Genomic DNA, 15,103 nt, shown 5'->3' with positions numbered 1-15,103 from the left:
ATATAACCCATACCATCCAAGAAATTCTTTTATGAGCACATTTCAACGCATACTCTATGTAGAAGACGAACCCGACATTCAGACCGTGGCGAAACTGGCATTGGAAATGGTAGGCGGATTCACGGTAAAAACCTGCTCTTCCGGCGAGGAAGCCTTGGCCGAAGCGGCCGATTTCATGCCGGATTTAATCCTACTCGATGTTATGATGCCCGGTATGGACGGCCCGACGACTTTCAATCGTTTACGCGAACAGCCTATCATCGCGGAAATTCCGATTATCTTCATGACCGCCAAGATTCAGCCGTCCGAAATTGCGGATTACAGATCGTTAGGCGCAATCGATGTCATCGCCAAACCGTTCGACCCGATGACTCTAGCCGACCAAATCCGCATAATTTGGGAAAAACGAGAACAAAATGCCTCTATCCAACCCGTCTGATGCCCAGGAACAACTATCGCGATTACGCGCTCAGTTTTTAAAGCGTTTACCGGTCGAATTAAACAGCTTAAAGGCCATCGCCGAAAATCTGATCGAGCGCGATTTCGATGTCGCCGCTCTTAACGAATTACATCATCGCCTACATAAACTTTCAGGTTCATGCGGCACATTCGGAGTGCCTGCTCTCGGAGATGCTGCGCGCGGTTTGGAAATCCGCCTCCAAGCATGGCTTGAAGACCGCTCAGGCGAGATCGACGATGAAATCCGACAATCGATTATTAAAGATATTGGCGCGCTTAAAAATGTCATTGGGCCGCCTGAAAATCATTCGGTCGCCGCGCTTGCGATGACATCGGACATGCCTATCGATAAGACCGTGCGGGTCTGGCTGATCGAAGACGATACGGCATTCGAACAAGAATTGGCTCGCCAGATAGAGTCTTTTAACTTCGAAGTTCATTTGTTTAACTCTATCCGAGATGCGGAAACCGCCGCGCAATTCGAGCGCCCGGATTTGCTGATCATGAACGTAAGGTTACACCGCCCTTCCGCTCAGGATCCCATTCTTCTTCAGGATAGAATCACCTTAAAGTCGCTAGACTGTCCGCTTTTGTTCCTCTCGTCGACCGACGACTTTAACTCGCGGGTTCGCGCGGCTCGGCTCGGCGCCGAGGGGTATTTTGTCAAACCGGTCGACATCACGGTTTTGATCAACCGCATGATGCAAATTCTGGAAAAAAGAAGAGCGCCTCCCCAGCGTGTTTTGATCATCGACGACGACAACGATCTGGCCGCCCACTATCAATTAGTCCTGACTGTCGCGGGCATGCAAGCGGAAATCTTGAAGAATCCCGAAGCGGTTATGACCAAAATCGCGAGTTTCCGACCCGAAATAATCTTGTTGGATTTGCATATGCCCAACTTTACCGGTCTCGATCTTGCCGGAGTCATTCGTCAATACGACGAATGGTCGGGCTTGCCGATAGTCTTTCTTTCCTCCGAAAGCGATCTCGACATACAAATTTTGGCTATGGGACAGGGCGCTGACGATTTCTTGATGAAACCGATATCGGATGCGCAATTGATTGCCGCGACACGCGCACGTATCGAAAGAGCCCGCCGCTTGACTTCGCTCATCGCTAAAGACAGCCTTACCGGTTTATTGAAACATGCCAGCATCAAGGAAGCAGCCGATTTGGAGACGGCCCAAGCTCGACGTAACGGCAAACCGGTCTCGATCGCGATGCTGGATATCGATAATTTTAAATTAGTCAACGACACTTACGGTCACACGGTCGGCGATAATGTCATCACTTCGCTTGCCATGCTGCTACGTCAACGCCTTCGCCATTCGGACATCATCGGCCGTTACGGCGGCGAGGAATTCGCAGCTGTCCTACCGGAGTGCGATCAAGACGATGCCTATCGACTACTGGACGACATCCGCAATCAATTTACCAATATTCATTTTCAAGATCAAAATCAACGATTCAATTGCACGGTCTCGATAGGCCTGGCAGACTCGGCGCACTTTCCTCGTTTAATCGGAACTGAGCTCCTTGCCATCGCCGATAACGCGTTATATCAAGCCAAACGGGAAGGACGCAACCGAACCAGCATTGCTCGCAACATCGAATGATTATCCTAAAAAGCATTTCACCATGAAGAATAAGAAGTTGATTCAATAACTTGCCATGCTTTTGTATAACAGTTTTGATCTCCTGAAAGGTTACGCAAAGTTTATGAACATTCTCTTGAAAAACCTCAAGAACTTCATGTGCTTCATGGTTATATTGCCGAATTAAGGATTATGCTGCGAATCCATTTAACCACTTGCCAATAACGTTAAAAATGAAACAACCCACCGTCCTTACCGAACCGAAACCTGCCCCGATAGCTCCAGAATTCGATAGCCATTCCCCGGAATGGTACCTAAACCGCGAATTGACTTGGCTCGAGTTCAATAAACGCGTCTTGCACGAAGCCGAGGACGAGCGAACGCCGCTACTGGAAAGAGTCAAATTTATCGCGATCGTCAGCTCCAATCTTGACGAATTTTTCATGAAGCGCATTGGCGGACTGAAACAACAACTTGGCGCAGGCATCACCGAATTAAGCGTGGACGGTCGCAGCCCACAACAACAAATCACCGAATGCTACGCGGTCGTACGCGAAATCGAAGCGAAAAAACAGCAACTATTCGTCGAATTAATGGGGCATCTCAAGTCGCAAGACATCCGTATCCTTCCTTTCTCCGAGTTAACGCGCGCTCAACAAAAACAAATGCGCGATTACTATATTCAGAATATTTTTCCGCTAGTGACGCCTCAGGCGATCGATCCGGCGCATCCGTTTCCGTTCATTTCGAATCTGGCGTTGAACCTGCTGGCCGGCGTCTATTGCACGGACCCCGAACTCGTCACGCTCGTCAGGATCAAAGTCCCGGTCGGCCCCAGACTTCCGCGTTTCATTCAGGTCAGCGACGATTTTGTTTATGTTGCGCTGGGCGATTTGATCGCGAACAATTTAGATTTACTGTTTCCGGGCATGAATATCGCTTTTGCGGATTTGTTTCGTGTAACTCGCAACGCCATCACCGAAAAGGACGAGGACCAGGCCGACGACTTACTGCAAATGATCGAGTCGGAATTGCGCGAACGCAAATTCGCCTCTGTCGTTAGACTCGAAGTCGCCTCAACGATGGGTGAGTTACAACGCGGCATGTTGACAGCCGAACTTAATCTGAACGAGCATGATGTCTTCATCGTCGACGAGCGCTTGGCGATGTCCGATTTATTTCAAATCGCCGCGATCGACCGCCCGGACTTGCTCGACGCCCCGCATCACCCCTGCGATCACCCTAAATTAGCCGGTGCGCCGAATATTTTCCATGCCATTCGCGAACAAGAAACGATACTGCTGCAACACCCCTATGAGTCTTTCGTTACAACGGTCGAACGCTTCGTCAAGGAAGCCAGCCGCGACCCGAATGTTCGGGCCATTAAAATGACGCTATACCGCACTTCGGCTGCCACTAAAATTGTCCAATATTTGATCGACGCCGCATTAAATGGCAAGCAGGTTACCGTATCGGTGGAATTGAAAGCACGTTTCGATGAATCGGCCAATATCCAATGGGCGCAACGCATGGAGCGCGCTGGGATTCATGTCACTTACGGCGTGGTCGGACTCAAAACGCACAGCAAAGTGATTTATGTCGTTCGCCAGGACTACAACGGTCTACGCCGATACGCGCATATCGGCACAGGAAATTATCATGCCGGAACCGCCAGGCTCTATACCGACCTCGGCATTTTGACCTGCGACCAAGACATCGGCCAAGACCTTACCGAGTTATTCAATTATTTAACGACGGGCCTGGTTCCGAAGCGTCAATACAATTGTCTACTCACCTCACCGAAATACCTAAAACCCGCTTTAATCGAAAAAATCGAACGCGAAATCGCCAAGCATTCGCCAAAAGCGCCCGGCTTGATTCAATTCAAGATGAACGCCTTAGAAGATGCCGATATCACGGCCGCGCTTTACCGGGCCGCTCAAGCCGGCGTCAAAATCGATTTGATCGTCCGCGATACCTGCCGGCTGCGACCCGGCATTCCGGGAATTTCCGATTCGGTTCGCGTCATCAGCATTGTCGGCCGCTTTCTTGAGCACTCGCGGATTTTTTATTTCCAAAACGGCGGAGACGAAGAATATTTCATCGGTTCGGCCGACTGCATGAAACGCAATCTGGAAAGCCGCGTGGAAGTCGTGACGCCGGTTAAGAAACCCGAATTACAAGCCGAGCTACGAGAAATATTGAACGTACAATTGAATAACCAAAGAAGCGTTTGGGAGATGCAGCCCGACGGCAGTTATGTTCAGCGCCAACCGAAAAACGAACAGGACACCGTTGGAGCCCAAGAAACGCTGATTAACTTAGCCCAGACACGCCTTAAAAAAGCCGGCTCTGAAAAAAAACTCAAGAAATCGAAAAAAAGCCGATCCGGTTCGCGCCTGGGATAAGTCGCGAAAACCACTACCTTTGATCGTTACTGTGAAAGTTCGCGGATTTGAAATCTTAATCTAATTTTTCGATATAAGAAGCTCGGCAGAGAAAATACCGGTTCCGGAGAGGGTGCGGTTGCTCGATCGACAGGCGTCGGCGGCAAGGATAGCCGCCGTCGAGCCTACATGGACGTATTCACGGCGTCCTGTCGGGCGAGTGACCGCACCCTCCGCCACCAGAGAACTTTCATTTGGCAGGGCGATACCAAGCCTTCATGATTGTTAAGTTTAAAGCCGCCGCTGCAATATCGCTTCTATCTCGGCATCGGTCAGCACGATCGGATTGGTTTTCATGCTGCTGCCCCGGCTATTTGCAACGATTTTTGCAAAATCGGCCTCTCTGATGCCGTAATTGCCAAGGCGCGGTAATTGCAAGGTTTCGCTCCATTCGGCAAGCAACTCGATCAATAAATCGCGCGCAACCGAATCGCCGATATCGTTACGCCCGATCAGCAAACGCCCGACTTGCGCGTATTTAGCCAACGCCGGATTATCGGGTTCTCGCGCTTCAATCGCTTGAATATTGATTTCGGCGGCGGCGGCAACCATCGTTCCGCAAACCACGCCATGCGGTATCGGGAAAAAGGCGCCCAACGGCGAAGCCAAGCCATGCACAGAACCCAAACCGACTTGCGCCAACGTGATACCGGAAAGCAAGGAAGCATACGCCATCGCGGCACGGCCTTCAGCGGCTTCAGGTTCCCGGCCTTCCCAAGCGGCAAAAAAGCCCTCCTTGAAAGCGCACATCCCGCTCCAAGCCAACGCATCGATGAACGGATTAGCCTTTAACGAAACATAGGATTCCAATAATTGCGTGAAGGCGTCCATACCATCGGCCGCGATCAAGTCGCGCGGGCAGCTTTCCAGCAAGTCGGGATCAATCACTGCATATTCGGGAATCAAACATTCGTCACGAAAAGACTTCTTGAACCCCTCCGGTCCTTGTACGCTCAACACCGAATTTTTGGTCGCTTCACTGCCGGTACCGGCCGTGGTCGGAACGGCGATGAACGGCGTACTAGGCCCCCGATAAGGAATATTCCGACCGACGCCTTCCAAATGATCCATGACCGAATTACCGTGCGGCAAAAGCCCCGCTATCGCTTTCGCGGCATCGAGCACGCTACCGCCGCCGATGCCGATCACGACAGCAATCGCCTCGCCGCCAAACCGGCTAACCGTTTGATCGACCAGATCCGGCGACGGTTCGCCCGAAACGGTGACATGCAACCAGCGAACGCCTTGCATTTCCAAGGACTCGATAAACGACGGCCAACGTTCCGTACCGCAAAAAGATTGCTTACCGGTAACCAACAAGGCTTTGCCACCATAACTAGCCGTCAAGGCCGGCACTTCGCTGAGCCGGCCCCTGCCGTAGCTAATGCGCGGCAGGCGTGAAATCGAAAATGGTTTAAATTGCATCGTTTACCCCTGCGGAAAAAGTCCTTCGTAACGAATCCCTTGACGGGGCTCGGCCATCCAATCGGCGACCGTATCGCGCCAAGCCAAATAATACGCGGTTTGTTTATGGGCTGCGGCATCTTCGGCAGAAACGTAGGCTTCGTATAAAACGAACTGCCCCGGATTTTCGGGCGATTGCAACACATCGAAGCGGCGATTGCCGGCTTCGCGAATCGACGCTTCATGATTGCATTTCGTGGCGGCGATAAAATCATCGATATAATCGGCTTTAACGTGAACATGAACCAAAGTGACGTGCATAAAAACTCCTTGATATGTTATTAGGATGAAACCATTCAGTGGCGTAGGTCGGGTTAGCGCTAGCGTAACCCGGACCTACCCGGCTATGGAACTCACTGCGTATCCTAAGAGGTTTAGCTAATTTTACCTCAATACCGTTTGTTGTCACCTACGCTCCCGGCTTCGAAATCGCGACGAAGGCGTCGCTCCCACAGAGGGCGGCTTGGAGTGCCCACAACACCCTGTGGGAGCGATCCCCAGATCGCGATCATCGAAGCCCGGAAGCTTAAGATAACTAACAGATGATATCGAAGCCGAAGTGGAAACGAGAAAAACAAGCGAGTTTCTCGCTATTGTTCTTCTTCGCCAAGCAATTCCCGATAGTTCGCCATGGCTTGCTCGGCCTCTTTAAGCCGACCCTGATAGCGAAACCATTGCGCCTTTTGCAAGTTGAAACCGGCTTGCGGCCATTGCTTCGAAGGCTCCGACACATCGACTATATAATCCGAAACGCTAGATTGTAGCGCCTCCATTAATTCAATCAACTCCGCGCCGACCAGCCACTCCTGCCGTCCGGTTTTAATCGAGCGTTGACTCACCGGCGCGGAAAATTCAATGATAGGCCTGTCGTCGGTATTCAGTCGCGCCTGTTCGAAACGACTGCTTATCGAAACCAAATCGCCGGCAAAATGCAGCAGAAGTTTTTGATGATGCCCCACCGATAATGCCGCAAGATCTTGGTTACTCTTGCTCCCCAACAAACCCAAAACCGGCCTTAATGCGCCGAAATCGGCGCGCCACACTGTCGCATAAGGAAACACTTCCAAAAACGTTTTGGCGATTACATCGAATTCGACTTGCGACAATTGATAAGCCGGCAACCATTGCATGAACAAACCGTTTTCATTCAAGCGTTCGGAGACTGTCTTAAAATGATCGAGCGAATAAAGACTTCCGGTACCGGCTTCCCAGGGTACGAACAAATCACCGATTATCACATCAAATTTTTCACGGGCGCCGCGTAAATAATTACGCCCATCTTCATGCAAGACACGCACTCTCGGGTCGTAAAACAAGCCGTTGGTATAAGCGCCGAAATATTTATCCGATGCCTCGACGACATCGTTCAGCAACTCGGTCACGGTCAGTCTCTGAACCGGATGTTTCAATACGCCGCCCGCCGTGATACCGGTACCGAGGCCCAATACATAAACCGAACGCGGCTCACGATGCAAGGCAACCGGCAACGAGCCGGTCAATTGCTCGAGCTCGAAAGACCCTGTTCCACCCAACGTATAATGATTATTGACCTTGATTTTCAAATGTTCACCACGCCGAATCACCGCGACTGTTCCGGCGCTGCTTTCCCAAAACTCCAGCAGGCTTTCTTCTTCGTTGACCGGGTCGACTTTGACCAGGGGCAATTTGCCGGTATCGAATACTGAAACCGCCAATAAAATGCCGATTGCCGGTAAATACAACCCTCCCCGCCGACGCCAGTCCGATTCAAATGATTTCTGACTATGGGAACAGCTAGGCTGTCGACAGTTGGAAGCCGTCTCCGTAGCCCGACTAAACCAATAAGTGGCCGTCAAAAAATACAGCACCGCAATCAATCGAATTCCGGCCCATAGCCCCATCCATTCCAATATCAAGAAACCGGCGATGATGGAACCGGCTATCGCGCCCAAGGTATTGATCCCGACCAATTGCCCGACCAGCGTTCCACCGCTTGGTCGGTGATTTTGCGCCAAACGAATCGACAGCGGCAAAGCCATCCCCAACAGCAGCAATGGCGGCCCCATGATAAACGCCGCCGGCGCCGCGATTTGCAGCAAATAAGCATACCAACCGACATCCGAACCGATATAGTGCAGTTCGTCAGTCCACGCCAAAAACACGAAAGGCCCGAGATTAACCAAAAGGCCGCCGATAATCAGCGACCCGAACAACAGCTTTCCGGCATCAAAACGAACGGCAATCAACCAGCGCGCCAGAAACCCCGACAAAGCCAGGCAAATAAGAAATACCGATAGAATCAACGCGAAGGTGTAGACTGAATTCTGCAATACCTGCGCGAACATCCTCCCCCATAATACTTGCAGGGCCAGCATCGAAAGCCCCGACATGAACGCGATGACGGCGAGCGGACGAAAAGCGATGCCGCCGGTTTCAATCGGCGCTCGACTTTGCTCAGTGTGCGGTTTCGATAAGACATAAGCGCCCGCCGCGACCGTCAACGAAATCGCCATCGCTAATCCGTAACTGGCCTTGAAACCTAGCCAAACCGGCAAACAAAACCCTGCCAACAGCGCACCGGCCACGGCACCCAAGGTATTGACGCCATATAGCAAAGCCGTGTTACGACCTAAATCATTACGATTCGGTGCCGCGAAATGACTCAGCACCGGCAGCGTGCCGCCCATGAAAAAAGCAGGCGGAAACAATATCGTCAGCGACAAGGCGAATTTGACGCCGGTAAACAATCCGGCATGATTGCCGCAGCAATCGAATATCCACGGATAGAGCCGGCCATAGGCCGCGAGTAATATGAAGTAACCCGCCGCGCAAACGGCAACCGCGGCCTCGAGCCCGGCGTACAGTTTTAGCGGCTCCCGGAAAGCAGCAACTTTCCGTCCCCAATAATGACTGCCGGCGGCTAGTCCCAAAAAAAATGCGGCCAATGTCGTCGCCATGGCTTGACTGGTATTGCCGAACAACAAACCCAGTTCTTTCAGCCAAAGCACCTCGTAAATCAACGCCGCCATGCCGGTCAGGAAAAACAGCACAGCGACAGACGCGAGCGGCCGACTTGATGACCTCATCTCGGAATCTTTCAAGTTCAAAACCAAGCAGCCAACCAAAGCCTAAAACGCAAGCCCCATTCGGTACTGTAGCCGACCGACGTAAAAACAATCTCGCCTTCAGGATTTAAAATGAAAACCGACGGGACTCCGCGAATCCCGAAGCGATCGCCAATCAAACCGTCTTCGTCGTTGATCGCAGGCCAATTTAATGCTTTCTTATGGAGATATTCCTTCACCTCATCCGCATCACCCGATCTCAAAGCCACAGTCACGCCCGGAAAGTCGTTCAGTACCGCACTAACCGGCGCCTGCATCATCGCGCATATTCGGCACCATTCGGCCCAGAAATAAATCAAGCCGGGGCCGGTCGCAATTCGGTCGGAAACACGCTCGCCCTGAATTGTCGTTTGCGCCAATTCAGGCGGTTTTCCGGTCGCCAGCCCCCGGCTGTATAAAAACTGTCCGGCGAACAAAAGGCAGGCAATCGCGCTATAAAACAAAATTTTTTTGATCGTCATCGGTCTTTAGGATTTGGTCATAAATAACTTCCCTATTTTAGAGGGCTCGGTAACTCGATTGGCAGGTGTCGGCGGCAGGGCAGATTTTTGCTCCTGCAAAATCTGCATTCATGCCATCCTTGGCAATCAGTCGCCGCCGTCAAGCCTACAAGGACGTATTCACCCAGCACCTAAATTCCATAAGCCATTAGCTATGGTTAACTATCTTGATAATTTAGGTGCTGGGTTCACGGCGTCCTGCCAGGCGAGTTACCGAACCCTCAACAAAGCTTATAACTCCAGAAAGTTATTTTTATCGAAATCCTTATAGCCCCATCATCAGCCGGCTACCCTGCTCTTTGAGCCAATTCCGCCGCTGCCGGTAATCGGGTAAATGGTCAGCGACCAACTGCCAAAACAGGCTCGAATGATTTCTGACTTTAATATGACATAATTCATGCACGACGACATATTCGAATACTTCGGGCGGAGCCAGAATCAACAGCCAATTGAGATGAATATCGTTATGAATGCCGCAACTACCCCAGCGGCTTTTTTGCGAGCGGATCGAAATCGACCGGGGCGACAACAAGTATTTGTGCGCATGTTTTTCGACATAATATTCGGTCTTGAGCTTGGCGTCGACCTTCATCCAACGAATCAAAGCATCCCGTATCGCTTCGCTATGATCGCCTGAAGGCAAGGTTTCCGGTATATGCGCAATGAAACGATCGGAAAATTCGAGTTTGATTCGCTTCAAACGAGTCGGCATGACGTTGAGCCGATAACGCTCGCCTTGGTATGGAATCTCCGCACCGTCTATATAAAATTCCGGCGCCAAACTTTCCACCTGTTGGACGCGTGCTTCCAAGCGGTTCAGCGCTTGAACAACCCACTGCTGTTTTTGCTCGACGAAACGATGCAACGTTCGCTCGGAAATCCCGGCCGGCGCGACGACTTGCACCTTTCCGGGAGCCACCGTAATCCGCGCTTTGGTTGCCCTAGAACTGCGGCGAATTTGATAAGTAAAAGGTAAATTGGAAATGGTTGTGTCTCGAGTTAGTTAGCAGTTAGCAGTTAGCAGTTAGCAGTTAGCAGTTAGCAGTTAGCAGTTAGCAGTTAGCAGTTAGCAGTTAGCAGTTAGCAGTTAGCAGTTAGCAGTTAGCAGTTAGCAGTTAGCAGTTAGCAGTTAGCAGTTAGCAGTTAGCAGTTAGCAGTTAGCAGTTAGCAGTTAGCAGTTAGCAGTTAGCAGTTAGCAGTTAGCAGTTAGCAGTTAGCAGTTAGCAAAATGATGCTGCATTTAAAACACTTGTCAAGCCCTAATTTCCCCTTTCCCCTTTCCCCTTTCCCCTTTCCCCTTTCCCCTTTCCCCTTTCCCCTTTCCCCTTTAACCTTTAACCTTTAACCTTTAACCTTTAACCTTTAACCTTTAACCTTCAACCTTCAACATTAATCATATGAGTCGCCAACTGTTGAAGCGCTTCGCTCAATTCGACTCTGAGCCGAGCATCCATCGGCAGTTCGCTTAAGGCTTTGCTCATACACAGCATCCATTGATCGCGTTCCGACTCGCCGATCGCAAACGGAAAATGCCGGGCACGTAGCCTTGGGTGTCCGTATTCGCGAATGAACAAATCCGGCCCGCCAAACCAACCGGACAAAAACTTGAATAGTTTGTCGCGCGCGCCGGACAAATCCGGTTGATGCATCGCTCGAATACCTTCGGCCTCGGGCAAGGTATCCATAAAAAAATAAAATCGGTCGACTAAGCTCAACAAGGCTTTTTCTCCGCCGATCAACTCATAAGGCGTTAATCCGGTAGGTTCTGACATGTAATAGAAGGTTTAATGGAAAATAACGTATTTTACTGTAATTCAGCATTTTAAAAAGGCTAATCCATTGGCCGTTAATACTAAACCAATCTCAAAACATAAAGCTAGGCTATGCGAACCACGGCAGTACCACCAGTAGTTTAACGTGTCTTCATGTGTTGCCTTTTGCCGACAGTAGGTACGCGCAGCGTACACCTACGATTCACTTTGGATTTATAAGCGCTTCCGGTAGTGGCGGGTGGTTTCAAAAATTACCGAATACATAGCTTTAATAATGAGCCGACTACACATTTCGCTGCAAATGACTTACAAACACAATGAAACTCTTGTAATATTGGAAGGTCTGTATAATCCGTAAGTTATTAATTGACATAGGAGTCATTAAACATGAGATTGAATACCGCAGTTTCACGCCCGGAAGCCAGCATTCTGGCGACCAATAAAATGCTGAAAAACACTTATATGCTGTTGTCGATGACCTTATTGTTCAGCGCGCTGACAGCAGGTCTGGCAATGACGTTGAACCTGCCCCACCCCGGAATGATCGTCTCGATGATCGGCTATTTCGGTTTGCTGTTTCTGACGACTAAATTCAGTAACAGCAGTCTTGGCCTAGTCTTTGTATTCGCATTGACCGGTTTCATGGGACTGACCTTGGGACCTATTTTAAGCATGTATATCAATGCGTTCAGCAACGGTCATGAATTAATTCTGACGGCACTAGGCGGCACCGGCGTAATTTTTCTGGGCCTTTCCGCTTACGCGCTGACGACCCGCAAAGATTTCAGCTTCATGGGGGGATTCCTGATGGTCGGCATTCTGGTTGCCTTTTTGGCCGGAATCGGCGCGGTCGTATTTTCTATGCCGGCACTGTCCTTGGCAGTATCCGCGATGTTCATTCTGCTGATGTCGGGCATGATTTTGTTCCAAACCAGCGCCATCGTTAACGGCGGCGAAAGCAATTACATTCTGGCGACGGTCTCGTTGTATGTGTCTATTTACAACTTGTTCTTGAGCTTGTTGCAATTGCTTGGCGTCTTCGGCGGCGATGATTGATCAAAACACACTGCGCGCCAAAAGCCCGGTATACGCCGGGCTTTTGTTTATTGTATTCGCATTGAGCGGCTGCGAAAGCGCAAAAACCCCCGACCAAGTCACCCGCTCTTTCTGGACGGCTCTAATCGATAACGACTTAGCTACCGCCGAAAGCTACGTAACCGATGACAGCCTTGCTTTGCTTGCTGCACCCCCTCATGATTTTTCAAACATCACCTCGCTCGAAACCGGCAAAGTGATCATCAACGGCAATATTGCCTCCGTCGAAACGATCCTTAACTCCGAAGATTCAAGCCTTAGGCCTCGACCGTTTGAAACGGCGCTGGTCATCGAAAACGAATTATGGCGAATCGACTACCGCCGAACCCAGCAAAACATGGCAGGAACCGCATTCGACGGTTTTTTCAAAAGCCTGCAAAACCTCGGCGAAAAATTCCAAAACCAATTCGAAAAACAACTGCCCTTGCTTGAAAAAGAGATCGAATCGTTCAGCAAACAATTGGAAAAACAACTGGAAGAATTCGGCCGCCAATTAGAAAAAAAGTTTCCTTCGAAACAACCTGCTGAACCGCAACCCGATACGATTTAACAAAAATAACAGTTATACCTTTCGCACCTCAAATTTCGGCAGTGCCTGAGGATGCGCCGGGCTGTGCGGCCCCTCACCTAGCGTTAGGTGAGGGGACAGCATGAATTATGCCATAGAGTCTACAAGAACGTATTCGCCCGGCGCCAAAATTTAACTCGCAAAGGGTATAATAGCGCCTTACTAAAAAAACAGTACTTCCACTTTTTTCATAAATTATTTTTTTCAATGACAGGAATCAAACTTTTTGTCGGCCTTGGCAACCCCGGCAAGCAATACGAAGATACAAGACATAATGCCGGTTTTTGGTGGATTGACCATATCGGACGACTCAATGATACTCGAATGAACGCCGAAGCCAAGTTTTTCGGAAACGCCGGCAAACTAAACACTTCGGGTCATGAGGCGTGGCTTTTGAAACCTTCAACCTTCATGAATCTCAGCGGCCGTTCGGTTAGCGCGCTGGCTAAATTTTACAAAATCCCTCCCGAAGCAATCCTAGTCATTCATGACGAACTTGATCTTCCTCCCGGTACTTGCAAGCTGAAAAAGGGCGGCGGTCACGGCGGTCATAACGGCCTGAAAGATATCAATGCGCAATTAGGCAGCAATGAATACTGGCGCTTAAGACTCGGCATAGGTCATCCAGGCGATAGAAATGCCGTTGTCAATTACGTGCTACACACACCCTCAAAAAACGAACTGCAAGTTATAGAGCAATCGATAGACGAAAGCGCTTCAGTCTTATCATTATTGCTTCAAGGTCAATTCGATCAAGCCATGCAAACGCTACATAGCAAATCAGCGTAATCCTAGGTAATAGGACAGCCCCGCAATACCCAATTTGGCAATCAACAAGAGCGAGAAGTGTGCTTGGCGAAAAATAATCGTTGTAATTAGCCGGAAACAGACAGACGAAACCAAAGTGTGCCAAAATGAGCCTTAAACTAGACTGTCCAACACAGGTATCAATATGAATGATTGTTTTATGATTGAAATTACGGCCAACGAAGCGCGTAGGCTCGTTAGACGGGGGATAGTGTGCTCTATTAGGATCAATAACGATTCAAATCTCATTCGGGTATTCATCGTTATCGGAAGCGAAGCGGGACATGTATTAAACACATCCTATCCAACAATCGAGTCGGCTCAAAGAGCGATCGACGAACTCAATTGGACCGGACCTGTCGTCATTGACTGACGATCGATAATCCGAGCAAAACATAAAAAATTGAAGCACCTATAATTGGCACCTCGAAATGATAGCATTATGATTTAATCGAAAATCACAAGCCTTTGATTCAATTGGTCGGGGCGAAAGGATTTGAACCTTCGACCCCTTGCACCCCATGCAAGTGCGCTACCAAGCTGCGCTACGCCCCGACAATATAAAAAGAAACGAATGATACTGGATATTCGTTAAAAAGTGAATACAAACTTTACTATTCCGGCCTATCTATTGAATAATTAAAGCTTGCTAATTATTTAAGAATTTCCAGTATATCTTCTAACTCGCCGATCATTTGATGAATCAACTGCTTGGTCCTAGTTGAATCTTCCTTGGCATCGTCGCTTGATAAGTGCGCCCTCGCGCCGCCTATCGTATAGCCTTGCTCATAAAGGAGCGATCGAATCTGACGAATCATCAATACATCGTGCCGTTGATAGTAACGACGGTTACCCCGCCGTTTTACAGGGGCTAGTTCTGAAAACTCCTGCTCCCAATACCTTAGCACGTGCGGCTTGACCGCACATAATTCGCTGACTTCACCTATCGTAAAATAGCGTTTCGCCGGTATCGGCGGCAGTTCATTATTATTACTCGGTTCCAGCATAAGCTTCTACTCGGGCTTTTAGTTTTTGACCGGACCTAAATGTTACCACACGACGGGCGGTAATCGGTATCTCTTCACCTGTTTTCGGATTTCTACCCGGCCGACTGTTTTTGTCCCGAAGTTCGAATTTGCCGAATCCCGATAATTTGACCTGCTCTCCGTTTTCCAAAGATCCTTTAATTTCTTCGAAAAACAAATCCACCATGTCTTTCGCTTCGCGCTTGTTTAATCCAAGCTCGTCAAACAGCCTCTCGGCAAAATCAGCTTTCGTTAATGCCATAA

General features: G+C 49.6%; 15 protein-coding genes and 1 tRNA gene. 7 read left to right on the top strand and 9 right to left on the bottom strand.

Annotated elements, in window-relative coordinates; translation table 11 throughout:
* Positions 1 to 31 precede the first annotated feature (31 nt).
* The 3 genes from ACINK7_RS05560 (at position 32) to ppk1 (ending at position 4,465) form a co-directional block, all read left to right on the top strand.
* Positions 32 to 439: a response regulator gene (locus ACINK7_RS05560; protein ID WP_404360312.1), complete on the top strand. Its 408-nt coding sequence runs from the start codon at positions 32 to 34 to the stop codon at positions 437 to 439.
* Entirely contained in the window at positions 417 to 2,078 is a 1,662-nt protein-coding gene (locus ACINK7_RS05555; RefSeq protein ID WP_404360310.1) for a diguanylate cyclase, read from the top strand. The genes ACINK7_RS05560 and ACINK7_RS05555 overlap by 23 nt, the downstream gene beginning before the upstream one ends.
* A 212-nt stretch (positions 2,079 to 2,290) precedes the next feature.
* A complete protein-coding gene (ppk1, locus tag ACINK7_RS05550) occupies positions 2,291 to 4,465 on the top strand; it encodes a polyphosphate kinase 1 (RefSeq protein ID WP_404360308.1) in 2,175 nt (724 codons plus the stop codon).
* Between the two features lie 270 nt (positions 4,466 to 4,735).
* Here the strand turns inward: ppk1 and ACINK7_RS05545 are convergent, their stop codons facing one another.
* The 6 genes from ACINK7_RS05545 to ACINK7_RS05520 all read right to left on the bottom strand — a co-directional run bounded on the left by ACINK7_RS05545 (position 4,736) and on the right by ACINK7_RS05520 (position 11,344).
* Positions 4,736 to 5,929 carry an iron-containing alcohol dehydrogenase gene (locus ACINK7_RS05545; protein WP_404360306.1) on the bottom strand — a complete coding sequence of 398 codons (1,194 nt, stop codon included), beginning with the start codon at positions 5,927 to 5,929 and terminating at the stop codon, positions 4,736 to 4,738.
* 3 nt (positions 5,930 to 5,932) lie between these two features.
* Positions 5,933 to 6,229 (bottom strand): antibiotic biosynthesis monooxygenase, encoded by a 297-nt coding sequence (locus tag ACINK7_RS05540; RefSeq protein ID WP_404360304.1) that lies wholly within the window; start codon positions 6,227 to 6,229, stop codon positions 5,933 to 5,935.
* A gap of 329 nt (positions 6,230 to 6,558) precedes the next feature.
* Positions 6,559 to 9,033: a fused MFS/spermidine synthase gene (locus ACINK7_RS05535; protein WP_404360302.1), complete on the bottom strand. Its 2,475-nt coding sequence runs from the start codon at positions 9,031 to 9,033 to the stop codon at positions 6,559 to 6,561.
* Between the two features lie 17 nt (positions 9,034 to 9,050).
* Complete coding sequence (locus ACINK7_RS05530; protein WP_404360300.1) at positions 9,051 to 9,533, bottom strand: protein disulfide oxidoreductase; 483 nt, start codon at positions 9,531 to 9,533, stop codon at positions 9,051 to 9,053.
* A 304-nt stretch (positions 9,534 to 9,837) separates the two neighbouring features.
* A complete protein-coding gene (locus ACINK7_RS05525) occupies positions 9,838 to 10,530 on the bottom strand; it encodes a M48 family metallopeptidase (RefSeq protein WP_404361414.1) in 693 nt (230 codons plus the stop codon).
* Positions 10,531 to 10,948: 418 nt separating this feature from the next.
* A complete protein-coding gene (locus ACINK7_RS05520; protein WP_404360298.1) occupies positions 10,949 to 11,344 on the bottom strand; it encodes a group II truncated hemoglobin in 396 nt (131 codons plus the stop codon).
* Between the two features lie 387 nt (positions 11,345 to 11,731).
* Here ACINK7_RS05520 and ACINK7_RS05515 point away from each other — a divergent pair, with 387 nt between their 5' ends.
* The 4 genes from ACINK7_RS05515 (at position 11,732) to ACINK7_RS05500 (ending at position 14,187) form a co-directional block, all read left to right on the top strand.
* Positions 11,732 to 12,400: a Bax inhibitor-1/YccA family protein gene (locus tag ACINK7_RS05515; RefSeq protein WP_017840098.1), complete on the top strand. Its 669-nt coding sequence runs from the start codon at positions 11,732 to 11,734 to the stop codon at positions 12,398 to 12,400.
* Positions 12,393 to 12,989, top strand: a complete 597-nt coding sequence (locus ACINK7_RS05510) for a hypothetical protein (protein WP_404360296.1) — start codon at positions 12,393 to 12,395, stop codon at positions 12,987 to 12,989. The genes ACINK7_RS05515 and ACINK7_RS05510 overlap by 8 nt, the downstream gene beginning before the upstream one ends.
* A gap of 225 nt (positions 12,990 to 13,214) precedes the next feature.
* Positions 13,215 to 13,796: an aminoacyl-tRNA hydrolase gene (pth, locus tag ACINK7_RS05505; RefSeq protein WP_404360295.1), complete on the top strand. Its 582-nt coding sequence runs from the start codon at positions 13,215 to 13,217 to the stop codon at positions 13,794 to 13,796.
* Between the two features lie 163 nt (positions 13,797 to 13,959).
* Positions 13,960 to 14,187 (top strand): hypothetical protein, encoded by a 228-nt coding sequence (locus tag ACINK7_RS05500; protein ID WP_404360294.1) that lies wholly within the window; start codon positions 13,960 to 13,962, stop codon positions 14,185 to 14,187.
* Between the two features lie 105 nt (positions 14,188 to 14,292).
* Here ACINK7_RS05500 and ACINK7_RS05495 read toward each other — a convergent pair.
* From ACINK7_RS05495 to ihfA, 3 genes are all read right to left on the bottom strand, one after another.
* Positions 14,293 to 14,369 (bottom strand) — tRNA-Pro (locus tag ACINK7_RS05495).
* 98 nt (positions 14,370 to 14,467) lie between these two features.
* On the bottom strand, positions 14,468 to 14,821 hold the full coding sequence (locus ACINK7_RS05490; RefSeq protein WP_014147397.1) for a MerR family transcriptional regulator: 354 nt from the start codon (positions 14,819 to 14,821) through the stop codon (positions 14,468 to 14,470).
* Entirely contained in the window at positions 14,805 to 15,101 is a 297-nt protein-coding gene (ihfA, locus tag ACINK7_RS05485; protein WP_014147396.1) for an integration host factor subunit alpha, read from the bottom strand. The genes ACINK7_RS05490 and ihfA overlap by 17 nt, the downstream gene beginning before the upstream one ends.
* Positions 15,102 to 15,103: the final 2 nt, after the last annotated feature.

The organism is Methylotuvimicrobium sp. KM1 (assembly GCF_044788715.1).
In the GTDB taxonomy this organism is placed as follows: Bacteria; Pseudomonadota; Gammaproteobacteria; order Methylococcales; family Methylomonadaceae; genus Methylotuvimicrobium.
The sequence above is the reverse complement of the archived record's forward strand: the minus strand, read 5'-3'. Positions and strand labels throughout refer to the sequence as shown.

Bases quoted from the DNA above. Each gene is read 5' to 3' on its own strand.
- ACINK7_RS05510 (WP_404360296.1), top strand. From the start codon at position 12,393: ATGATTGATCAAAACACACTGCGCGCCAAAAGCCCGGTATACGCCGGG.
- ACINK7_RS05520 (WP_404360298.1), bottom strand. From the start codon at position 11,344: ATGTCAGAACCTACCGGATTAACGCCTTATGAGTTGATCGGCGGAGAA.
- ACINK7_RS05540 (WP_404360304.1), bottom strand. From the start codon at position 6,229: ATGCACGTCACTTTGGTTCATGTTCACGTTAAAGCCGATTATATCGAT.
- ACINK7_RS05500 (WP_404360294.1), top strand. From the start codon at position 13,960: ATGAATGATTGTTTTATGATTGAAATTACGGCCAACGAAGCGCGTAGG.
- ACINK7_RS05515 (WP_017840098.1), top strand. From the start codon at position 11,732: ATGAGATTGAATACCGCAGTTTCACGCCCGGAAGCCAGCATTCTGGCG.
- ACINK7_RS05545 (WP_404360306.1), bottom strand. From the start codon at position 5,929: ATGCAATTTAAACCATTTTCGATTTCACGCCTGCCGCGCATTAGCTAC.
- ACINK7_RS05530 (WP_404360300.1), bottom strand. From the start codon at position 9,533: ATGACGATCAAAAAAATTTTGTTTTATAGCGCGATTGCCTGCCTTTTG.
- ACINK7_RS05535 (WP_404360302.1), bottom strand. From the start codon at position 9,033: ATGAGGTCATCAAGTCGGCCGCTCGCGTCTGTCGCTGTGCTGTTTTTC.
- ACINK7_RS05555 (WP_404360310.1), top strand. From the start codon at position 417: ATGCCTCTATCCAACCCGTCTGATGCCCAGGAACAACTATCGCGATTA.
- ihfA (WP_014147396.1), bottom strand. From the start codon at position 15,101: ATGGCATTAACGAAAGCTGATTTTGCCGAGAGGCTGTTTGACGAGCTT.
- ppk1 (WP_404360308.1), top strand. From the start codon at position 2,291: ATGAAACAACCCACCGTCCTTACCGAACCGAAACCTGCCCCGATAGCT.
- pth (WP_404360295.1), top strand. From the start codon at position 13,215: ATGACAGGAATCAAACTTTTTGTCGGCCTTGGCAACCCCGGCAAGCAA.
- ACINK7_RS05560 (WP_404360312.1), top strand. From the start codon at position 32: ATGAGCACATTTCAACGCATACTCTATGTAGAAGACGAACCCGACATT.
- ACINK7_RS05490 (WP_014147397.1), bottom strand. From the start codon at position 14,821: ATGCTGGAACCGAGTAATAATAATGAACTGCCGCCGATACCGGCGAAA.